This window comes from Candidatus Thiothrix putei (assembly GCA_029972225.1).
GTDB lineage: Bacteria > Pseudomonadota > Gammaproteobacteria > Thiotrichales > Thiotrichaceae > Thiothrix > Thiothrix putei.
Genome location: CP124756.1, coordinates 1767450 through 1785324 on the forward strand (window position 1 = coordinate 1767450; position 17875 = coordinate 1785324).

At 50.8% G+C, this 17875-nt stretch carries 13 protein-coding genes and 2 CRISPR repeat arrays (1 of these 15 running past the window's edge); of the genes, 7 read left to right on the forward strand and 6 right to left on the reverse strand.

Going from position 1 to position 17875, the window contains the following annotated elements; all coding sequences use genetic code 11:
• The first annotated feature begins 44 nt into the window (after positions 1 to 44).
• On the forward strand, positions 45 to 590 hold the full coding sequence (locus QJT81_09135) for an NUDIX hydrolase (GenBank protein ID WGZ96114.1): 546 nt from the start codon (positions 45 to 47) through the stop codon (positions 588 to 590).
• Here the strand turns inward: QJT81_09135 and QJT81_09140 are convergent, their stop codons facing one another.
• From QJT81_09140 to cas1f, 6 genes are all read right to left on the reverse strand, one after another.
• Positions 591 to 1031 carry an RDD family protein gene (locus tag QJT81_09140; protein WGZ96115.1) on the reverse strand — a complete coding sequence of 147 codons (441 nt, stop codon included), beginning with the start codon at positions 1029 to 1031 and terminating at the stop codon, positions 591 to 593. It abuts the gene before it with no gap.
• The gene (locus QJT81_09145) at positions 1021 to 1605 is read right to left on the reverse strand and encodes an aminodeoxychorismate/anthranilate synthase component II (GenBank protein ID WGZ96116.1); all 585 of its coding nucleotides are present in this window, start codon (positions 1603 to 1605) and stop codon (positions 1021 to 1023) included. The genes QJT81_09140 and QJT81_09145 overlap by 11 nt, the downstream gene beginning before the upstream one ends.
• Before the next feature lie 124 nt (positions 1606 to 1729).
• Positions 1730 to 2134 carry a GxxExxY protein gene (locus QJT81_09150; protein ID WGZ96117.1) on the reverse strand — a complete coding sequence of 135 codons (405 nt, stop codon included), beginning with the start codon at positions 2132 to 2134 and terminating at the stop codon, positions 1730 to 1732.
• Between the two features lie 178 nt (positions 2135 to 2312).
• A complete protein-coding gene (gene trpE / locus QJT81_09155) occupies positions 2313 to 3794 on the reverse strand; it encodes an anthranilate synthase component I (GenBank protein WGZ96118.1) in 1482 nt (493 codons plus the stop codon).
• 54 nt (positions 3795 to 3848) lie between these two features.
• A complete protein-coding gene (gene cas3f, locus QJT81_09160) occupies positions 3849 to 7184 on the reverse strand; it encodes a type I-F CRISPR-associated helicase Cas3f (protein WGZ96119.1) in 3336 nt (1111 codons plus the stop codon).
• On the reverse strand, positions 7181 to 8074 hold the full coding sequence (cas1f, locus tag QJT81_09165) for a type I-F CRISPR-associated endonuclease Cas1f (GenBank protein ID WGZ96120.1): 894 nt from the start codon (positions 8072 to 8074) through the stop codon (positions 7181 to 7183). The genes cas3f and cas1f overlap by 4 nt, the downstream gene beginning before the upstream one ends.
• Before the next feature lie 70 nt (positions 8075 to 8144).
• Here cas1f and QJT81_09170 point away from each other — a divergent pair, with 70 nt between their 5' ends.
• The 6 genes from QJT81_09170 to cas6f all read left to right on the forward strand — a co-directional run bounded on the left by QJT81_09170 (position 8145) and on the right by cas6f (position 12799).
• Positions 8145 to 8396, forward strand: coding sequence for a ribbon-helix-helix domain-containing protein (locus QJT81_09170; protein ID WGZ96121.1), 252 nt, complete (start codon positions 8145 to 8147; stop codon positions 8394 to 8396).
• Positions 8393 to 8680, forward strand: a complete 288-nt coding sequence (locus QJT81_09175) for a type II toxin-antitoxin system RelE/ParE family toxin (protein WGZ96122.1) — start codon at positions 8393 to 8395, stop codon at positions 8678 to 8680. The genes QJT81_09170 and QJT81_09175 overlap by 4 nt, the downstream gene beginning before the upstream one ends.
• 107 nt (positions 8681 to 8787) lie before the next feature.
• Complete coding sequence (locus QJT81_09180) at positions 8788 to 10197, forward strand: type I-F CRISPR-associated protein Csy1 (protein WGZ96123.1); 1410 nt, start codon at positions 8788 to 8790, stop codon at positions 10195 to 10197.
• Positions 10198 to 10199: 2 nt separating this feature from the next.
• Positions 10200 to 11126, forward strand: coding sequence for a type I-F CRISPR-associated protein Csy2 (locus QJT81_09185; GenBank protein ID WGZ96124.1), 927 nt, complete (start codon positions 10200 to 10202; stop codon positions 11124 to 11126).
• 2 nt (positions 11127 to 11128) lie between these two features.
• On the forward strand, positions 11129 to 12160 hold the full coding sequence (gene csy3 / locus QJT81_09190) for a type I-F CRISPR-associated protein Csy3 (protein ID WGZ96125.1): 1032 nt from the start codon (positions 11129 to 11131) through the stop codon (positions 12158 to 12160).
• 3 nt (positions 12161 to 12163) lie between these two features.
• The gene (gene cas6f, locus QJT81_09195; GenBank protein ID WGZ96126.1) at positions 12164 to 12799 is read left to right on the forward strand and encodes a type I-F CRISPR-associated endoribonuclease Cas6/Csy4; all 636 of its coding nucleotides are present in this window, start codon (positions 12164 to 12166) and stop codon (positions 12797 to 12799) included.
• 141 nt (positions 12800 to 12940) lie between these two features.
• Positions 12941 to 17230: a CRISPR direct-repeat array (repeat unit 28 nt; unit sequence ATTAACCGCCGTATTGGTGGCTTAGAAA).
• A 125-nt stretch (positions 17231 to 17355) separates the two neighbouring features.
• A CRISPR array of direct repeats spans positions 17356 to 17875; the repeat unit is 28 nt; unit sequence ATTAACCGCCGTATTGGTGGCTTAGAAA (it continues 108 nt past the right edge of the window).

Genomic DNA, 17875 nt, shown 5'->3' on the forward strand with positions numbered 1-17875 from the left:
CAGAAAATGAAGCAGGCTAGGATAGCATTATTTTGGGAGAAAACATGAATTATTGCAGCGATTGCGGCGCAACCGTGAGTTTAAAAATCCCTGAACACGACGATCGCCTGCGTTTTGTGTGCGATGCCTGCGGGGTGATTCATTACCAAAACCCGAAAATTGTAGCGGGGGCATTGCCGGTGTGGGGCGAACAGGTGTTGTTGTGTCGGCGGGCGATTGCACCGCGTTACGGTTTGTGGTCGCTGCCAGCGGGATTCATGGAAAACGGTGAAACCACCGATCAAGCCGCTGCCCGCGAAGCGCGTGAAGAGGCGAATGCGACGCTACGGGATTTGCGGCTGTATACGGTGATTAGCATTCCGCACATCAATCAGGTGTACATGCTGTATCGCTGCGAATTGGTGTCAGACGACTTTTCGCCGGGGGTGGAAAGTCTGGAAACGCGCTTGTTCCACGAGCATGAAATCCCGTGGGGCGAGTTGGCGTTTCCGTCGGTGCGCAAGACCTTGGAATGTTTTTTCAGTGACCGCAAGTTGGGAGCGTTTTCGGTACACAATTTGGGATTTGTGATACCCAAGCCTGCGGCGTGATTATTTTTTGTGGATGCGCACGAGACGTGTGTCTGAAAAACGGTCATGCCACGTCAGCTTTTCAGGGTCGAATAGCGAAATCAAAAAACCAGCCCCCAGCGTTGCCCAACTGAGCAATGCCCACAGGCAACGGGAACGCGCTTGCTGCCAATTGATCGCTTGTCCATCGGGGGTAACAACGCGCAGCTTCCATGCTCGCATTCCCAGCGTTTGCCCGCCGTGCGTCCAGAACCAGCCGAAAAAGCCGTAGGTCATGGCGGCGTATACTAACAACATGATGGCATCCGGTATTTTTGCGCCGGTTAATGCAGTGACAGCGTAAGCGGGAATCGCAGCGGCAATCACCACGCTGAAACCCGCGAGTACGGTGTCGTAAATGATTGCGCCGAGGCGACGCAGGAGGGTAGCGGGTTCAGCCGTCATAATATCTTTATTTGCCATCCAAGAAATTCCGCAACATGTCATGCCCGTATTGGGTGAGAATGGATTCGGGGTGGAATTGCACGCCTTCCACCGGCAGCGTTTTGTGGCGCACGCCCATGATTTCATCGAGCTTGCCATCGGCGGTTTCTGTCCAGGCGGTAATTTCCAGACAGTCGGGAATGGTTTCCTGTTCGATCACCAACGAATGGTAGCGGGTGGCTTCCAGCGGATTGGGCAAGTCCCTAAAAACACCCACGCCTTTGTGGTGAATCATCGAAGTCTTGCCGTGCATGATTTCCTTGGCACGGATGATCTTGCCGCCGAACGCTTGCCCGATGGATTGATGCCCAAGGCATACGCCCAAGATGGGGATTTTTCCCGCAAAGCGCAGCAGGGTGGGGATGGAAATACCCGCTTCCGTTGGTGTGCAAGGCCCTGGAGACAGCACGATTTTGTCGGGGGCAATGTCGTCAATCGCTTCGACGGGGATTTCGTCGTTGCGCACCACCTGCACATCCGCACCCAGTTCGCCGAAGTATTGCACGAGGTTGTAGGTAAAGCTGTCGTAATTGTCGACCATTAAGAGTTTCATAGCGTTTTCTGAATCCACGTTGTCGTTGGGATTGTATGGCTGTCTTTTTGTCTTGAACTGGGATTTTTGGGATGACAAGATTACCAAGATGAAGAGGGGAATCTCTCCTCTTTTCTTCATCCTGCTAATCCTTTAATCCTGCAAATCTCAGTTCAGACATTCTAGTATTATACACCCGCTTGTATTGCAAACTTTTCGCACCGAAGTTGATCAGTAACCCCGTGGGCAGTTGATAGGCTTCGAGGTAGTTGATGGCTTGCGCAAGGTGCACGTCTTCTAGCATGGTGAGGGCTTTGAGTTCAACCATCACGCTGTTTTCCACAAAAAAATCAACACGGCGCGTTCCAATTTGTACGGCACGGTAGTGAATGCTCATTTCCTTTTCGCGCTCAAACGACAAACCTCTATGCTGCATTTCAAGTGAAAGAGCGCGTTGGTAAATGACCTCTTGGAAACCATTGCCCAGTGTATTGTGAACTTGCATGGCAGAGCCAATGATCGTGTGCGTCAGCGCGTTGAGGGTTTGCATTGTGTGTTCCTTTGTTATTGTTTTTTGTCTGCTGCTGGTTTTCTTTTGTCTGAACTAGGATTTTTGGGATTACAGGATTACCAAGATGAAGAGGGGGAGTCTCCTCTCTTCCTTCTTCATCCTGTAATCCTTTAATCCTACAAATCTTAGTTCAGACATTAAAATCCCAGTTCAGACATTACTTGTGTTTACCATTCAGCCCAGACAACGCCGCACTAGCAGCCCGAAATACCGCCCGCCCTTTGTTCATGGTCTCATCCCATTCCGATTGCGGCACAGAATCGTACACTACACCCGCACCCGCCTGAATATGCAGCACATCATCTTTTATCACGGCGGTGCGGATGGCAATCGCCGTATCCATATTGCCATTCCACGCCAAATAGCCGACCGCACCCGAATACACACCGCGCTTGACGGGTTCGAGTTCGTCAATGATTTCCATCGCGCGGATTTTCGGCGCACCGCTGACGGTTCCGGCGGGGAATGTAGCGCGTAACACATCCATCGCATCCAGCCCCGGCAACAGCTTGCCAGTGACGTTGGAAACGATGTGCATGACGTGCGAATAGCGTTCCACGATCATTTTGTCGGTGAGTTTGACCGAGCCGATTTCGCTGACGCGCCCGGCATCGTTGCGCCCAAGGTCGATCAGCATCAGGTGTTCGGCAAGTTCTTTGGGGTCGTTGAGCAGTTCGGTTTCGAGTTCCTGATCGCGCTGTTCGGTGTCGCCACGGCGGCGTGTGCCTGCAATCGGGCGCACGGTCACGGTATCATCTTCGAGGCGCACCAGAATTTCCGGCGAGGAACCGACGATGTGGAAATCCCCCAGATTGAGGAAATACATGTACGGCGACGGGTTGAGGCGGCGCAAGGCACGGTACAAATCCAGCGGCGGCGCGGCAAACGGGATGCTCATGCGCTGCGACAGCACCACTTGCATAATGTCGCCTGCCTTGATGTATTCTTTTGCATCCAACACCGCTTGCTTGAAACCGTCTTCGGTGAAGCCGGAAATGAAGTCGCTTTCGTCTACCTGTGTCGCTTTGGGGGCGGGTTGGTAGAGGCGGCGGGCTTCCTGCAACTGGCGTTCGAGCGCGTCGAGACGTTGCTGAGCTTGCTTGTATCCACCCGTTTCCGCTAGGACGATGAGGTGCAATTCGCCGCGCAAATTGTCGAACACCACGACTTCATCCGACACCATCAGCACGATGTCAGGTGTACCAATTGGGTCGGGTTTGTCGCGCCCATGCGCCAGCTTTTTCTCGATGTAGCGGATGGTTTCGTAGCCGAAATAGCCGACCAGCCCGCCATTAAAGCGTGGCAAGTCTTCGATGTCGGGTACGTTGTATTGCTGCTGAAATTCGGTAATCCATGTCAGCGGGTCAGCAACCTCTACACTTTCCACGGGTTGATTAGCGCGATGCAGTTCCACCTGCAAGCCGAACACCTTGATGATGGTTTGCGCAGGCAGGCCAAGCATGGAATAACGTCCCCATTTTTCTCCGCCCTGTACGGACTCGAACAGGTAGGAATAGGGCGCATCAGCGAGTTTTAGATAGGCACTTAACGGGGTATCAAGGTCTGCCAGAATGGTACGACGGACAGGAACGCGGTTGTAGCCTTGAGCGATATAGGTATCGAAAGTATCCTGATTCATGGTGTGCGTGGTGTGCATTTCAGGTTGAATAAGGGGGGAAAGTCTAGCATAGGCTTAACGCAGGCGATACATGCCGAGTAATGCGTGGTAGCGCAGGGTGTGATTCTTGTCGGTGTCGCTGTAGCAGGCACTTTCGATGCTCATCAGTTGTTGGCGTGCGAGTGTTTCTTCCTTGTCGGCAAAGAGCTGGGATTTCAATTTCGTGTAAAGTGCCTCGACATTCCATTCACATAAATAGCGAGAGGTGGGAATGTTTTCAGGTTTCGGGGGCTTGATCTCCACCGTCTCGAATGTGTGTTTGATTTCCTCGCGGCAATACCATTGATTTTCCGCGTCCAGCCAGAATAACAGGTTGCTGTGGGCGCGACGGAAACGGTTGTGTTTGGCGTGGTAGTCGCTCAGTGCCATTGCGGGTGATTTGATGAAATTCTGCAAACCAATGTGTGAATCTTGGCGTTTGGCTGTGCCGCTTAACCAATCGCGGAGTTTGCGGTGTTCCAGCGTGGTAATGGCGGCGGATTGCGCTTGTTCCTGGCTTAATAGGGAACGTGCATCAATATTTTGTATGAGTAGGGCGAGGTCATACACCGCGTGGGTTTGGTGTTGCTTGAGTGCGTAACCATCTGACTCCACACCGGGGTAGCAGAACGCTTTGTCATTGCCTTTGTAGCCGCGCACAGTGGTGGAGAGCAGAGCAATGTTTTGGGTATTTGCTGTCGTGGGGCGGTGGCGGCGTACCCGTCCGGCGGTTTGAATAATGGCGCGGGTTGATGATGGCTCGATGATTGCCCAATCGAAATCGTGATCACGCCCGATTTCTTCAATCGGTGTGGCAGAAACCACCAGCATGATGTCTTGTGCAGGGCTACTATCCAATGCTTGGCGCACCAGTGGATGTTGCAGGAATTCGGCTTCATCCTTGCGTTTGAGCATCACGTCCAACTGCTTTTCGACTTCAAACCGCACCACCGGCAGCAACTTGGCGTGGTAGCACAATACGCGGTGATCCGGTTGGTCAGGTGTGGGTTCGTGTTGCAGCAAATATTCGGCGAAACGCCAGCACGGTTCGGTATTGCTCCAACGCACCAAGCCGATGGATACCCGCTTGCCCGTTTGTGGGTCAATCATGGCGTGTTGCTGGTGGAAGGTGTGGCACTGCGCTAATACCGCCGCAAAGACGGGGCTGAGATCGACCGTTTTGTGTGACTGAATATAGGTTGTGGCGGGTTTTGTGGTGGGGAGTTCCAGCAACGCAGCTTGGCGTTTGGCGGTTTCGCCTTGCAACTGCTCGACCAATTGCTGGGTAATGTTGCCGTGGGTGCGGTTAAAAGCTTCTTCGCTACTGCATTTTTCCAGGCGGCTGAGACTGGCTTGATCGGCAAACCAACCTGCAAACAAACGCGGTTCTTGCTGTTTGCGGGCGCAATATTGCGTGTAACCTGTGGCGTAGGCGGCAAAAAACTGTTCGGCAAGGGCAGGGGGGATGGTTGCCGAAGCGAGCAAGACTTTGCGCCCAAACAAGCCGCACAAATACACCAATTTGCCGAGTACAATCAGGTCTTCTTCACTGTACGCATCGACTTCATCCAGCACTAAGTCGGCGGTCATCAGGCGCAAACTGGCGTATAAATGGCGGCTGCGGTTGGGGTTCGCAGCGGCAACCAAGTAATCCACGGTGGAAACCAGAATCGGCGCGGTTAACAACAGGCGTTTTTTGGGTTCGGTTGCCAACAGGGTTTGCAATTGTGGTGGCAAGTCCAAATCCACGTCTTCCATGCCGTCAATGGCGTGATCGTCAAGATTATCCGAAGTCGCGCTTTCACTGCCTGAGGTTTCAAGGTTGATTTCGTGTAAGCGTCGTGCCAGTTCCGAGCCGACCAATGTGCTGACTTGTTTATCGTCCAGCTTCAATTCGTCGCGGTAAGCTGTGCCGGATTGCAAGGTCAGGGTGCGTAATCCCAGTGCGAGGTTGTAACGGACTCGCGGGGAAAGTTGCGCCATCAGCCGCGCACAGGCACGGGTTTTACCTGCGCCGGTGCGTGCTAACACTATGCCGAAAAAGCCGCTGTCTTGGATGCCGTCTTTGACGCGCTCCTTGATTTTTTGGCACGCATCATCCTGCCAGTAAAACGGCGAATCGGTGTGTTTGTGAATCTGCCGTAAGCCGTCTGGCAGGGCTTCGGGCGTGATGCCGGGGAGGGTGTCGAGTAAGCGCAACCCCAAACGGAACAGACTGCCGCTTTCTTTGCCGACACCGCGTAAATGCTCGTTGAGCGTTGCTGCCATGCAGCCTTTGGCGCGGTTGGTATTGGCGAAATACAACGGCTTCGCGGCTTTTTTGTCTCCAGTAAAGCACTGTTGAGTGTTCTGCTTGGAAACAAAATGGTCGCCCAACATCAGCATGGTGCGGCAATAGTGGGCGATGAAGGGAATCCAATTCGGTGCTGACAGATTGAGTTCGGGATTCGCCCGCATTAGATGCTGTAATTGCGTGGCTTTAGCAGCAACTTGTTGTGTCCACCACGGGTTATCTGACCAAAGTGCTTTTTTGTCAGCCATCGGTTGCAGGCATTCCAGAAAAACGTCGTGCGTAAACGGGCGGTGAATGTGTGAGCCAGCGCGTAATAACGCTTTGCCATCCCGTTGTATTGCACCCTGTGGCAAGCGATGGTGCGAGAGAATTAACCATGCCAGATGATGCAGCAACGGTGTGTTGTTGATATTGGGTAATGGTAAATCGTGTACTTTGGTGTCCAATGTCGGGTCATTATTGCCTTGAATGTCCCGCCAGAGGCGTTCGAGTTGTGCCGCATCGGTATAATACCCGTCTGCAAACGCCGCTTCCAAACGTGGGTGTAGTGTTGAGTAGTCCGCCAGTCGTTCTATCCACGTCGTATCATCTGGCAATTGCCCCAAGATTTTTTCCAGCATCAGCCATGACACGTATTCGTGGCGTAAGGGTTCACCTGTCGAGGCATTCTTGCTGAGTTTGTTTTGGAAGAGTCGGTTGGCTTTGCCTAAATCGTGGAATAAGCCTGCCAATTCGGTGAGGTAACGGGCGGCGCGTTCCTGTGGTGTCGGTTCGATCACGGTTTGCAGCATGTCACGCTTTGTCCAACTGAAGGCGAACACACCTTCGTTGTTGAAGTGTTTGCGTGTGCCAATAATCCATTCCAGTGTAGTGCGATTGTTACCGCGTACCCGGTGACAACTGACCGACATTTGTCGGGTTACTTTGCTTTTAAGTTCGGCGTAAATGTCGCGTAAGCCTTCTTCGGAAAGGCGTGCCATCCATGTGCGTCGCCCCAATTGCGTGGCGTATTTATTCAGGATGCGCCGTGAAAGTTTGAAGGCGTTGTGTTCGCATTCGCTGACAAACAGGATAATCATGCAGCCTCCGCATTGACTTGTTGCAGGGCGGCTTTCACTTGATTGAACATGAAGGGCAGGCTATCCATTTGATCGAGGAAGGCAATGCATTGATTGCGCATTTCCTGATCGCTTTTCTTTTGTGAGGCTGCCGTAAATGCTACGGGTAAAATCACGGCATCTTTGATCATATCCGCCACATCAAACACCAATGCACCTCGGCGGGTCATCCCGTGTGAAACGGGCATGGCGTGTGGAATGCCCAATACCCACAAAACGGTGGCAGCCAAGCCGTAAGCCAAATAATTGCCGTGATCCAGATAGCTGTTGTGTGCGTCGCTGGTGTTGCCTGCGCCCGGTTTACGTTCAAATTTCACCTTGAAGTGGCGAGCAAGCAGAGCGTACAAGCTCTTGGAAAAGTTTGCCTCGTAGCCCATCAGTTGTTGGTTGTCGCGGGCGATGACGATTTGTTGCAGGTAGGTTTCAATCAGCGGGGCAGGGTCAACAGGGAGATTTTCCACCTTCTTCCATGCTTTGCGCACGAATTCACAGCGTTGTTGCTGGAAATATTTGGCGACTTGCAGGCGTTTTTGTTCATCCCACCAGAATCTTACCCATGCTTGCAGGTATTCAGTCGGGCGGTATTCGCTTTGTGAGGCGAGAAACAAAGGTGAGCCGCCACCGCCGACGAATGCCAACATTACGCCTTCCTCTGCCAGCAAACGGGCGGCGGGTTGGGTGATGGATGTACCCGTTCCCAGCAATAACACGGAGGTGTTGCCATACGGAATGCTCCAGAATTTTTGGTAGGCATCTTCTTGGCGCACGTAGGTGAGCTTTTCATCTTTGACCATGATGCGGCATTGTTCCAACAGGTAAATGCCTTGGCGGTGCGAAGGTAAAATAGCCATGGTGTAGCAATCTCAATGTTAGGTGATGTAATATAACGTTATACAACGTCAAATATTGAGGATCAATGCCATGTCAAAAGAATCCATCGGCTTTCGGATTGAAAGTGAAAAGCGGGTCGCTTTGGATCAACTGTCACAAACCATGCAGCGTGACCGTTCCACCCTGATCAATGAAGCGATTGATAGTTACCTTGAACTGCATTTCTGGCAGGTTGAAGTGATTAAACGTAGCTTGGCAGCAGCTAATGCAGGTGAGGTTGGGGTAGAACATGCGGAGGTGTTTAAGAATCTGCGTGCTCGCTTGTTGGAGAAGATGCATTGATACGGGTTGTTTGGCAAAAAATTGCCATTGACCACTTAGAAAACATCATGGATTACATCGGTCGAGAAAATGTTACGGCGGCTTTGACCATTCATGACCTGATTGAAAAACGGGTTGCTCAGTTGGCGACTCATCCCCATTTGGGCAGGGAGGGGAGGGTGGCAGCCACTCGTGAATTGGTTATTGCAGGAACACCGTTCATTGTTGTCTATCAGATTGTACCTGCCCATGTGCAAATTCTCGCTGTTTTGCATGGAGCAATGCGCTGGCCTGATACTTTCTAATCAATCTCTTCTGCCCTTTCTCTTACATTTGACAAGCTTGTCATTGGTTGGCAAGCTCATAAAATTCCTTCATCATAGCTGAAAATCCTCGCAAGGAAATAGGCTGTATGCAATTTGATGATGCCAAAATTGATCTGAAAAATCTTCCTGATCTTCTCACCCGTTACGATTCACCGTTGCTGCAAGTAGCCAGCGGTGAGTTGCGCCAATACTTAACGGCGTTGCTGAACGCGCTGTTCTGGAAGGCAACCAAACCCGAAGCGTTATTTGATGAATCCACCGCTAAACACGCATTACAAGACGAAAAACGCTTGCAGTCGTTGTTGGGCGTTGCTGAAAGTGCGTTGGGGACACATAACCTCAAATACCCCAATGCCAATGTGAATCAGGGGGCGGTGTTTGAACAAAATGTAGTACGGGACACGGGGCAGAACATTCAGCCGTGGGTGTCGTCACGTTCGGTAGCGTTAACTCGTACTATTGGAGGGGCGGGGAATGCGGCTTGGGCGGCGGAAATCCGTTTGTTAGGCACGGAGTTTTTACTGGATGGACAACGGGTACGCATGGTGGATGTGTTAGCGCAACGTGAAGGTGCAGTTTGGGATGCATTATTGGGCTTGGGTTTGCGCGAGGGTGATGCAGAGAAACTGGGGGGCGTGTTACGGCAACGCTTGCAACAGTCGGATAAAGGCTATTTGGATCGTTTGAGCAAACAGGTGTTTTTCCCGCTACGGGATGACGAGGATATTGTCATTACGCCAGTACAGCATTTTGGCTTAGCTCGTGAATTTCATACGCGCTTTTTCCAGCGGGTGAAGAAAGAAAATCCGCAGCAGGAACGCTTTCAGACAAGGGCGTTAAAAGTTGGGGGTGCGAACCCGATTAATGCAGGGCCGTATAACGCGGAAATTGCCGGTTTGTATCGCCATTTGTTAGCGGAAGTGCCGCCTGCAAATCGTCGCCCCTTTGCGGCAGAGACTGAAAAAGAACAGGTGTTTGAGGAACATGCACAGTTGTTACTCGCAAGGTTGCGCCAGCGGCACACGGTTTTCCCGTTGCCGACTCAGTTGGTGTTTGATGATACGTTTTTGAGTGGTGAAGCCATTGCGCAGCACGGTTGGAGCAGTGGGGAACGGCGGGGCAAAAGCAATGCGTACAACCGTAATACCTATCAGGTGGCGGTGGATTACATGGCGGAACAACTTCTACACGATGCTACCCATTTGGCAGAATGGTTAGCGGCACAAGAAAACAGCGTGTTGTTGCAGCCCGAATTTGCACAAGTGTCGGTCTTGGAAAAAGCGTGGTTAGACCCGCGTTTGCGTCCGCAAGCGCGTTTGGGGGCGGAGCAAATGGAGATACTGCTGACCGATGCGTTGCGTTTGTTTAAGGCTTGCCAGCATCACTATCAATACCAAACAGAACAGCAGAAGTGGGATAAGCAGTCACGCATATTATCCATTGGGGATGATCAAGCCTTGCGTGACAGTTTAGCAACCTTGATTCGGGAGTTTTAGGCATGAGTACAGTGATGGAAACAATGGCTTATGTGGTGATTCCTGGTTTGCAGGTGAAAGACTTTAATGCCGAAAGTAACCAGTACCTGGTGGGTATTCCGGCGATGACAGGATTTACAGGCTTTGGGCATGGTATTGAGCGGCATTTGCAAACGTTGGGTTGGAAACTGCAAGTGGAAGGTGTGGCGGTGATGTTGCACGACTTGCGGCTGCATGAGGGGCATCCGAAATGTCCGGCGGCGATGTTGGGCGCGAAAGATTTTATTAACCCGCCGATTATTGAAGAAATTAAAGGCGATATGCGGGTGACGCTGGTACTGCGTTTGGTGGGGGATTATGCCGATGATGCTTTAAACGACAAGTTGACGGACAGTTTTGCTTCGGTGGAAACACGCCAAGCCTTGTACGCCTGGATTCATGCTAACCCGTGTTGTGGCGGTAGTTGCCACGATTTGAAAGCCTTGCGGTTGCTTCTGGCGAATGATGTTGCGGATGATTTGCGATTGATCCAAGCATTGCAACGGTTGCAGCAGCACGATAAAGGTTTCTGGGTTGTGCCGCGTGATGATTTGCTCCGTGAGCGGCAAGCCGAAGGGCAGGACGTGCTGGATGCATTACTGGATACCCAACGGCGGATGAAACAAGCGGATGGTCGTTGGCGGCGCGATACGTGGATTCGGGATGAAAAACGCTGGTTAGTCCCCCTCGCGGTCGGCTACCAAGCCATCGAAGCCCCGCAATCCCGCCAGGGTGTGCGTAAGGGAGCGCGGCATATCTACGCCGAGCCGCTGATGGGTTTGGGGGAGTTGGTCTACGCCAGTCATTGGTTGTGGAAACCAGATTTTATATTGGATAGCGTGTTTTGGGTGCATCGGCATGACGCGCAGCAACAAACGTATTTTGTAACGACTTTACAGGCAGAGGCATAATCATGGCAGCAGCAAAATTAACTTTACCGTCAATGTTGAATTATACCCGCAGCATTATTCCTTCCAACGGGGTGTTTTTTTACCGTGAAGGCGATCAGGAAAAGCCGATCACGGTGCATCAGCAGACGGTGCGCGGCACGATTGCGAATTACGGCAATGTGTACAAAGGCGATAAGCAGCAAAGTGAAAGCGACCTTGCCAAGCAGCTTGATCCGGCGAATGCGAATATTCAGCGTATTGATGTGTGTTACTTGCCGGATGCGGTGGATACGTTTTGTTTGCGCTTTAGCGTGACGTTTGCGGCGCATTCGTTGGCTCCGGGGGCGTGTAATGACACGGAATATGCCAAGGCGTTGGAGCAGTTTGCGCTGGCGTATCGGGAAAAGGGCGGTTATACCGAGTTGGCGGGGCGTTATTTGCAGAACCTGATCAATGGGCGTTGGTTGTGGCGTAACCGTTATGCGACCGATAAGCAGGTGACATTGAGTTACGGCGGGAAAACGCTGGTGTTTGCGGTGGCGCATGAGCTGGAACACGATTACAGCGCGGTGGAAGGGTATGCGGTGTTGCGTGATGCGTTGGCGGCGGCGTTGTCGGGTGAGGGTGGCGTGTTGCGTTTGCAGGTAACGGCGGCTGGGGTGTTGGGCTTTGGGCAGGAGGTGTACCCGTCACAGGAGTTTGTGGAGGGTAAGAAAGATAAAACGCTGGCATCGGTGAAAGTGGCGGGTGATGTGCGTCAGGCGGCTATGCACAGCCAGAAAATCGGTAATGCCTTGCGCACGATTGATGATTGGCACAGCCGTGCAGCGGATTACGGCAAGATTGCGGTCGAGCCTTACGGCGTAGTGGCGCAACGGGCAGAAGCGGTGCGTTTGCCGAACAGTAAGAGCGATTTGTACAGCTACTTGAAGGATTTGGAGCTGTGGACTGAGCGTGTCACGGCGGCACAGGGGATGTTACCCGCTGAGGCGCATTACCTGATGGCGTGCTTGATTCGTGGTGGGGTGTACAGCGGCGGCAAGAAAGAGAAGTAAGCCATGACTAGCCATTATTTGGAATACACGGTGGCGTTGCCTGCGGTCGAAAGTGGCGAGATTAGCCATTTGTTGGGGCGGTTGTGGCAGCGTTTGCATGGGGTATTGGCGGGGGCGAATATCCAGCACCTTGGCATTTCGTTGCCGCGTGCGGGGGCGAAACACCCCGGCAATGTGTTGCGCTTGCACAGTGATGCAGAAACCTTGCAGGCGGTGGCGGCGAATGCGGGTATCCGCCAGCTTGTGGAAAGTGCGGGTATCGTCACCAGTGCGGTGTTGCCTGTGCCGACGGGGTGCGCTTACCGTTGTTATACGCGCAGTCGCCAGTCGGAGAAGTTCAGCGATGCGTGGATTTTGCGGAGTGAGTCCCGCTTGCTGCAACATCTGGAAAAAAAGGGCGTGGTGTTGTCGATCAGCGAATTGCTGGCGCGGCGTAAACGCTTGCAAGAACGGGCTGCCCAAGCCAAACGTGACGCGGTTTATATCAAGTTGCAAAGCCACAGCACCCGCCAAACATTCTCTTTACTGGTGAATACGGCAACGGTGGATGCGGCTTGCTCTGGTCAGTTTTCCCATTATGGGCTGGCGATTGGCGCAGACGAAAAAACGCCGGGTCAGGCTACCGTGCCTTTTTGGTAAACGCGCACCCTTCGTTTTTTCGGTGTGGTGCTAACCCATTGATTTAATGTGGTCGTCTTTTAACAACCGAAAAACGAAGGGTACGCCATCCAAAACACGGCAAGTTACTGATATACTGGGGCTTGCCGCGTTTTTGGCACTATTAACCGCCGTATTGGTGGCTTAGAAAGATACCAGCCATGTGCACACTGGTTTCGTGTTATTAACCGCCGTATTGGTGGCTTAGAAATCAAATTTATACGTGACCGGCAAAAATGCCCAATTAACCGCCGTATTGGTGGCTTAGAAACTCGGTCATGACCCGTGCAGAGTCGTATTGTGATTAACCGCCGTATTGGTGGCTTAGAAAGAACCCCGGTTTTATCTGGTGATTTGCGAGACATTAACCGCCGTATTGGTGGCTTAGAAAAATCGGCTCGTTGCCAAGAAATTCATCTTTGCATTAACCGCCGTATTGGTGGCTTAGAAACGATCGACAGCCGCGCCGCTGAAACAATCTATATTAACCGCCGTATTGGTGGCTTAGAAATCGCCTTCAGGGGCGATTTGGTTGATGTCGTAATTAACCGCCGTATTGGTGGCTTAGAAATTATTATCCATTCCATGATCGGGCTGGCGCTAATTAACCGCCGTATTGGTGGCTTAGAAAAGAAACCGCACCACGCACCACGCCCGCAATTTATTAACCGCCGTATTGGTGGCTTAGAAACAACAAGGTCACGTCATGCATTGAGGAAACGGATTAACCGCCGTATTGGTGGCTTAGAAAACTATCGTTAGGCCGGAAGATGCAGACGAACTATTAACCGCCGTATTGGTGGCTTAGAAAATGAATCGGGTGGCTGGTATGCCCTCCGCTGCATTAACCGCCGTATTGGTGGCTTAGAAATTGTTATGCAACCCAGCCTCATTGCCTAACCAATTAACCGCCGTATTGGTGGCTTAGAAAAAATAGTAATGCTGGTAAATATTCATTTGAGAATTAACCGCCGTATTGGTGGCTTAGAAAAACAAGCCCGGCGTGTTGAAATACTTGAAAAGATTAACCGCCGTATTGGTGGCTTAGAAATGTCACGATCTCGATTAGCCGCCGTTCCCATGATTAACCGCCGTATTGGTGGCTTAGAAATTAGGCACTACAACCCGCACCTTTGCCGGTGCATTAACCGCCGTATTGGTGGCTTAGAAAACTGCTATTGTGAGTGGTGACAATCAGTTGGTATTAACCGCCGTATTGGTGGCTTAGAAACAACATCGTCAGGGCATGGGAAACGCGGCTTTATTAACCGCCGTATTGGTGGCTTAGAAAACAATTACCGGGCTTCTGCTGCGCATGTGTACATTAACCGCCGTATTGGTGGCTTAGAAATCGAATGGACGCAAACCAAAGCGGGAAAACTCATTAACCGCCGTATTGGTGGCTTAGAAATTGACCGTGGGCATGGCAAGCCACAAATGCACATTAACCGCCGTATTGGTGGCTTAGAAACTGCATTTGCATCCGATAGCTTGCCCCGGTTCATTAACCGCCGTATTGGTGGCTTAGAAAGACATTCCGCCGGAACTGGCGCAGGCTCAAGCATTAACCGCCGTATTGGTGGCTTAGAAAGAATACAGCAGGGTGGCGCGTGGATTTGATGCATTAACCGCCGTATTGGTGGCTTAGAAAGACGACAAACGACCACCCGCCCGTACAGGTGAATTAACCGCCGTATTGGTGGCTTAGAAAAAAGGCATCGGCACTAAAGGCGTCGAAGATTTATTAACCGCCGTATTGGTGGCTTAGAAACTACCCTCACGCTATCAGTTTCAAAATGGCGGATTAACCGCCGTATTGGTGGCTTAGAAAATACACAAGGGCATGACGCGCCCGTGACTGACATTAACCGCCGTATTGGTGGCTTAGAAATTAGTGATCGCGTCTCGGAAACGTTAACACTAATTAACCGCCGTATTGGTGGCTTAGAAACAAACAAGTACAAGGCACACAACATGGTCAATATTAACCGCCGTATTGGTGGCTTAGAAAATCCAATCATTCCAGTCTGTCGCCCATGCAGGATTAACCGCCGTATTGGTGGCTTAGAAATAGCATGACGGTTAATGTAAATGCCAGCGTGGATTAACCGCCGTATTGGTGGCTTAGAAATAAAGGGTATAACAAAGAATATCGAACGCGATATTAACCGCCGTATTGGTGGCTTAGAAACATATACTCCCGGTGCGACGATACCAAATCACATTAACCGCCGTATTGGTGGCTTAGAAAAAAATATTGATGGCGAGCTTCGCACAAATAGCATTAACCGCCGTATTGGTGGCTTAGAAAATAACCGTGGAGATTATGCCGCCAAGGTTTCCATTAACCGCCGTATTGGTGGCTTAGAAAAGCGGCATGACACGCCGGAAAATATCCGTCAGATTAACCGCCGTATTGGTGGCTTAGAAATGCAAAAGTTCTTGGAAGTAATCGGCGCAGGTATTAACCGCCGTATTGGTGGCTTAGAAAGCGAACCAGTCCTTGGCGGCGATGGATTCGGCAATTAACCGCCGTATTGGTGGCTTAGAAACAGTACAGAAACTGTAATCACCCCCAGTACAGATTAACCGCCGTATTGGTGGCTTAGAAATGTGGGCTGTCCCCCTCACGATGATGGTTAGAATTAACCGCCGTATTGGTGGCTTAGAAAAAGAGCTTGACAGCAGAGGAACGTGAGATAGCATTAACCGCCGTATTGGTGGCTTAGAAACAATTCCCGCATTTTCTTTCAATCGGGCTTTTATTAACCGCCGTATTGGTGGCTTAGAAATGCAACTTCCGCATCCGATAATGCGTCTAGACATTAACCGCCGTATTGGTGGCTTAGAAAGGAAAGTGTAGCAGCAAGCAAAAAGGCTGGGGATTAACCGCCGTATTGGTGGCTTAGAAAATTGATATGGTCTCTAGCCTAAAACCAACCACATTAACCGCCGTATTGGTGGCTTAGAAATCCAAGCCCTCCACTGCCCGCTTGCGGGTTCCATTAACCGCCGTATTGGTGGCTTAGAAACGCAGCGGCATAACACTGACGGTCAAGTCAGCATTAACCGCCGTATTGGTGGCTTAGAAAGACTGCGCTTGATATTCCACGGGGCATATGCAATTAACCGCCGTATTGGTGGCTTAGAAAATACAAACGGAACGCTCAGACCATTTAAACAAATTAACCGCCGTATTGGTGGCTTAGAAAAGTAATGAAAGGCGACCAATCACCGGCTTGAGATTAACCGCCGTATTGGTGGCTTAGAAATCACCCGCCGTAAATTCACCAAAACGAACGAAATTAACCGCCGTATTGGTGGCTTAGAAATAAAAATGGATACTGCTGCGATTCAAACCGCTATTAACCGCCGTATTGGTGGCTTAGAAATGATGATTGGTTCATGACAAAGCGGCCTAAAGATTAACCGCCGTATTGGTGGCTTAGAAATGCATTGCATGTGCAGCCAATCAATACCGACAATTAACCGCCGTATTGGTGGCTTAGAAAAGAAGAACCACGGCAGGAAGCCGACAAGTCGCATTAACCGCCGTATTGGTGGCTTAGAAAAGCATCTTTTCCGCATGGGTACGCCCATCACGATTAACCGCCGTATTGGTGGCTTAGAAAATACGTCCGGCGCATGACTCGTGAACCAATGCATTAACCGCCGTATTGGTGGCTTAGAAACGTCTGAAATGGTGACGGTGGATGAGCGTAGCATTAACCGCCGTATTGGTGGCTTAGAAAGGATGTCAGAGACCCGCTACAGATACGCATTTATTAACCGCCGTATTGGTGGCTTAGAAACGATACGCGCCAAGTTGCGCACCGACAGCTTCATTAACCGCCGTATTGGTGGCTTAGAAATATTCGATGCCTACGGCTTCTACCAAAGTGGTATTAACCGCCGTATTGGTGGCTTAGAAACAACACCCAAGCCAATAACAAACATTAGGAAAAATTAACCGCCGTATTGGTGGCTTAGAAACTGGATGATTGCAGTACATCTCTTTGGGGTGAATTAACCGCCGTATTGGTGGCTTAGAAACTTCTGATAGGGTTTTTGATGGTTTCGGCTTGATTAACCGCCGTATTGGTGGCTTAGAAAGGCAAGATTAGCAAGGGGCGCAATGCTTACGAATTAACCGCCGTATTGGTGGCTTAGAAAGCGAAGATCAAGGGCTGGTACAGCTACTCCAAATTAACCGCCGTATTGGTGGCTTAGAAAAGACAAAGGCTTTGCCGGTGTTGATTGCGTTGATTAACCGCCGTATTAGTGGCTTAGAAATGCTGCCATTTCCGCTGCTTGCTGGCTTATGGATTAACCGCCGTATTGGTGGCTTAGAAATAAGCCCTCACCTTTAAAGTTAACGTAGTCCAATTAACCGCCGTATTGGTGGCTTAGAAACGTGCCATGCAGCCTGCGTGGGTAGATAAGTACTTAGGCATAAGTTACTCGGAACTTTGAAATCGTAACCGATTGATTTGTAAGGGGTGGTTTTTCCGAAAAACTTTTGCATAAGTACTTAACGTATTAACCGCCGTATTGGTGGCTTAGAAAATGCCAATGCATCAAGCAACTCTTGCGCAATGATTAACCGCCGTATTGGTGGCTTAGAAACCCCGCCGAATGTAAAACGCGCTCTAGTCTGTATTAACCGCCGTATTGGTGGCTTAGAAAAGTCGTCGATGCTAGAAACACAACTGGAAGTCATTAACCGCCGTATTGGTGGCTTAGAAAACGCGGCATCGCGAAATGCCGAAACAGCAGCTATTAACCGCCGTATTGGTGGCTTAGAAAGTTAATGCCTGCACTGTAATGGTAGGGACATTATTAACCGCCGTATTGGTGGCTTAGAAAAATGGCAAACCGCGCAAAGTGGAATTCGATTTATTAACCGCCGTATTGGTGGCTTAGAAATCTGCGTAGGCAATTTCTGGTAGGCTTAATGCATTAACCGCCGTATTGGTGGCTTAGAAATACAGGAGTAGTTGTCAATTACCCAGCAGACAATTAACCGCCGTATTGGTGGCTTAGAAATACCCAGTGAAA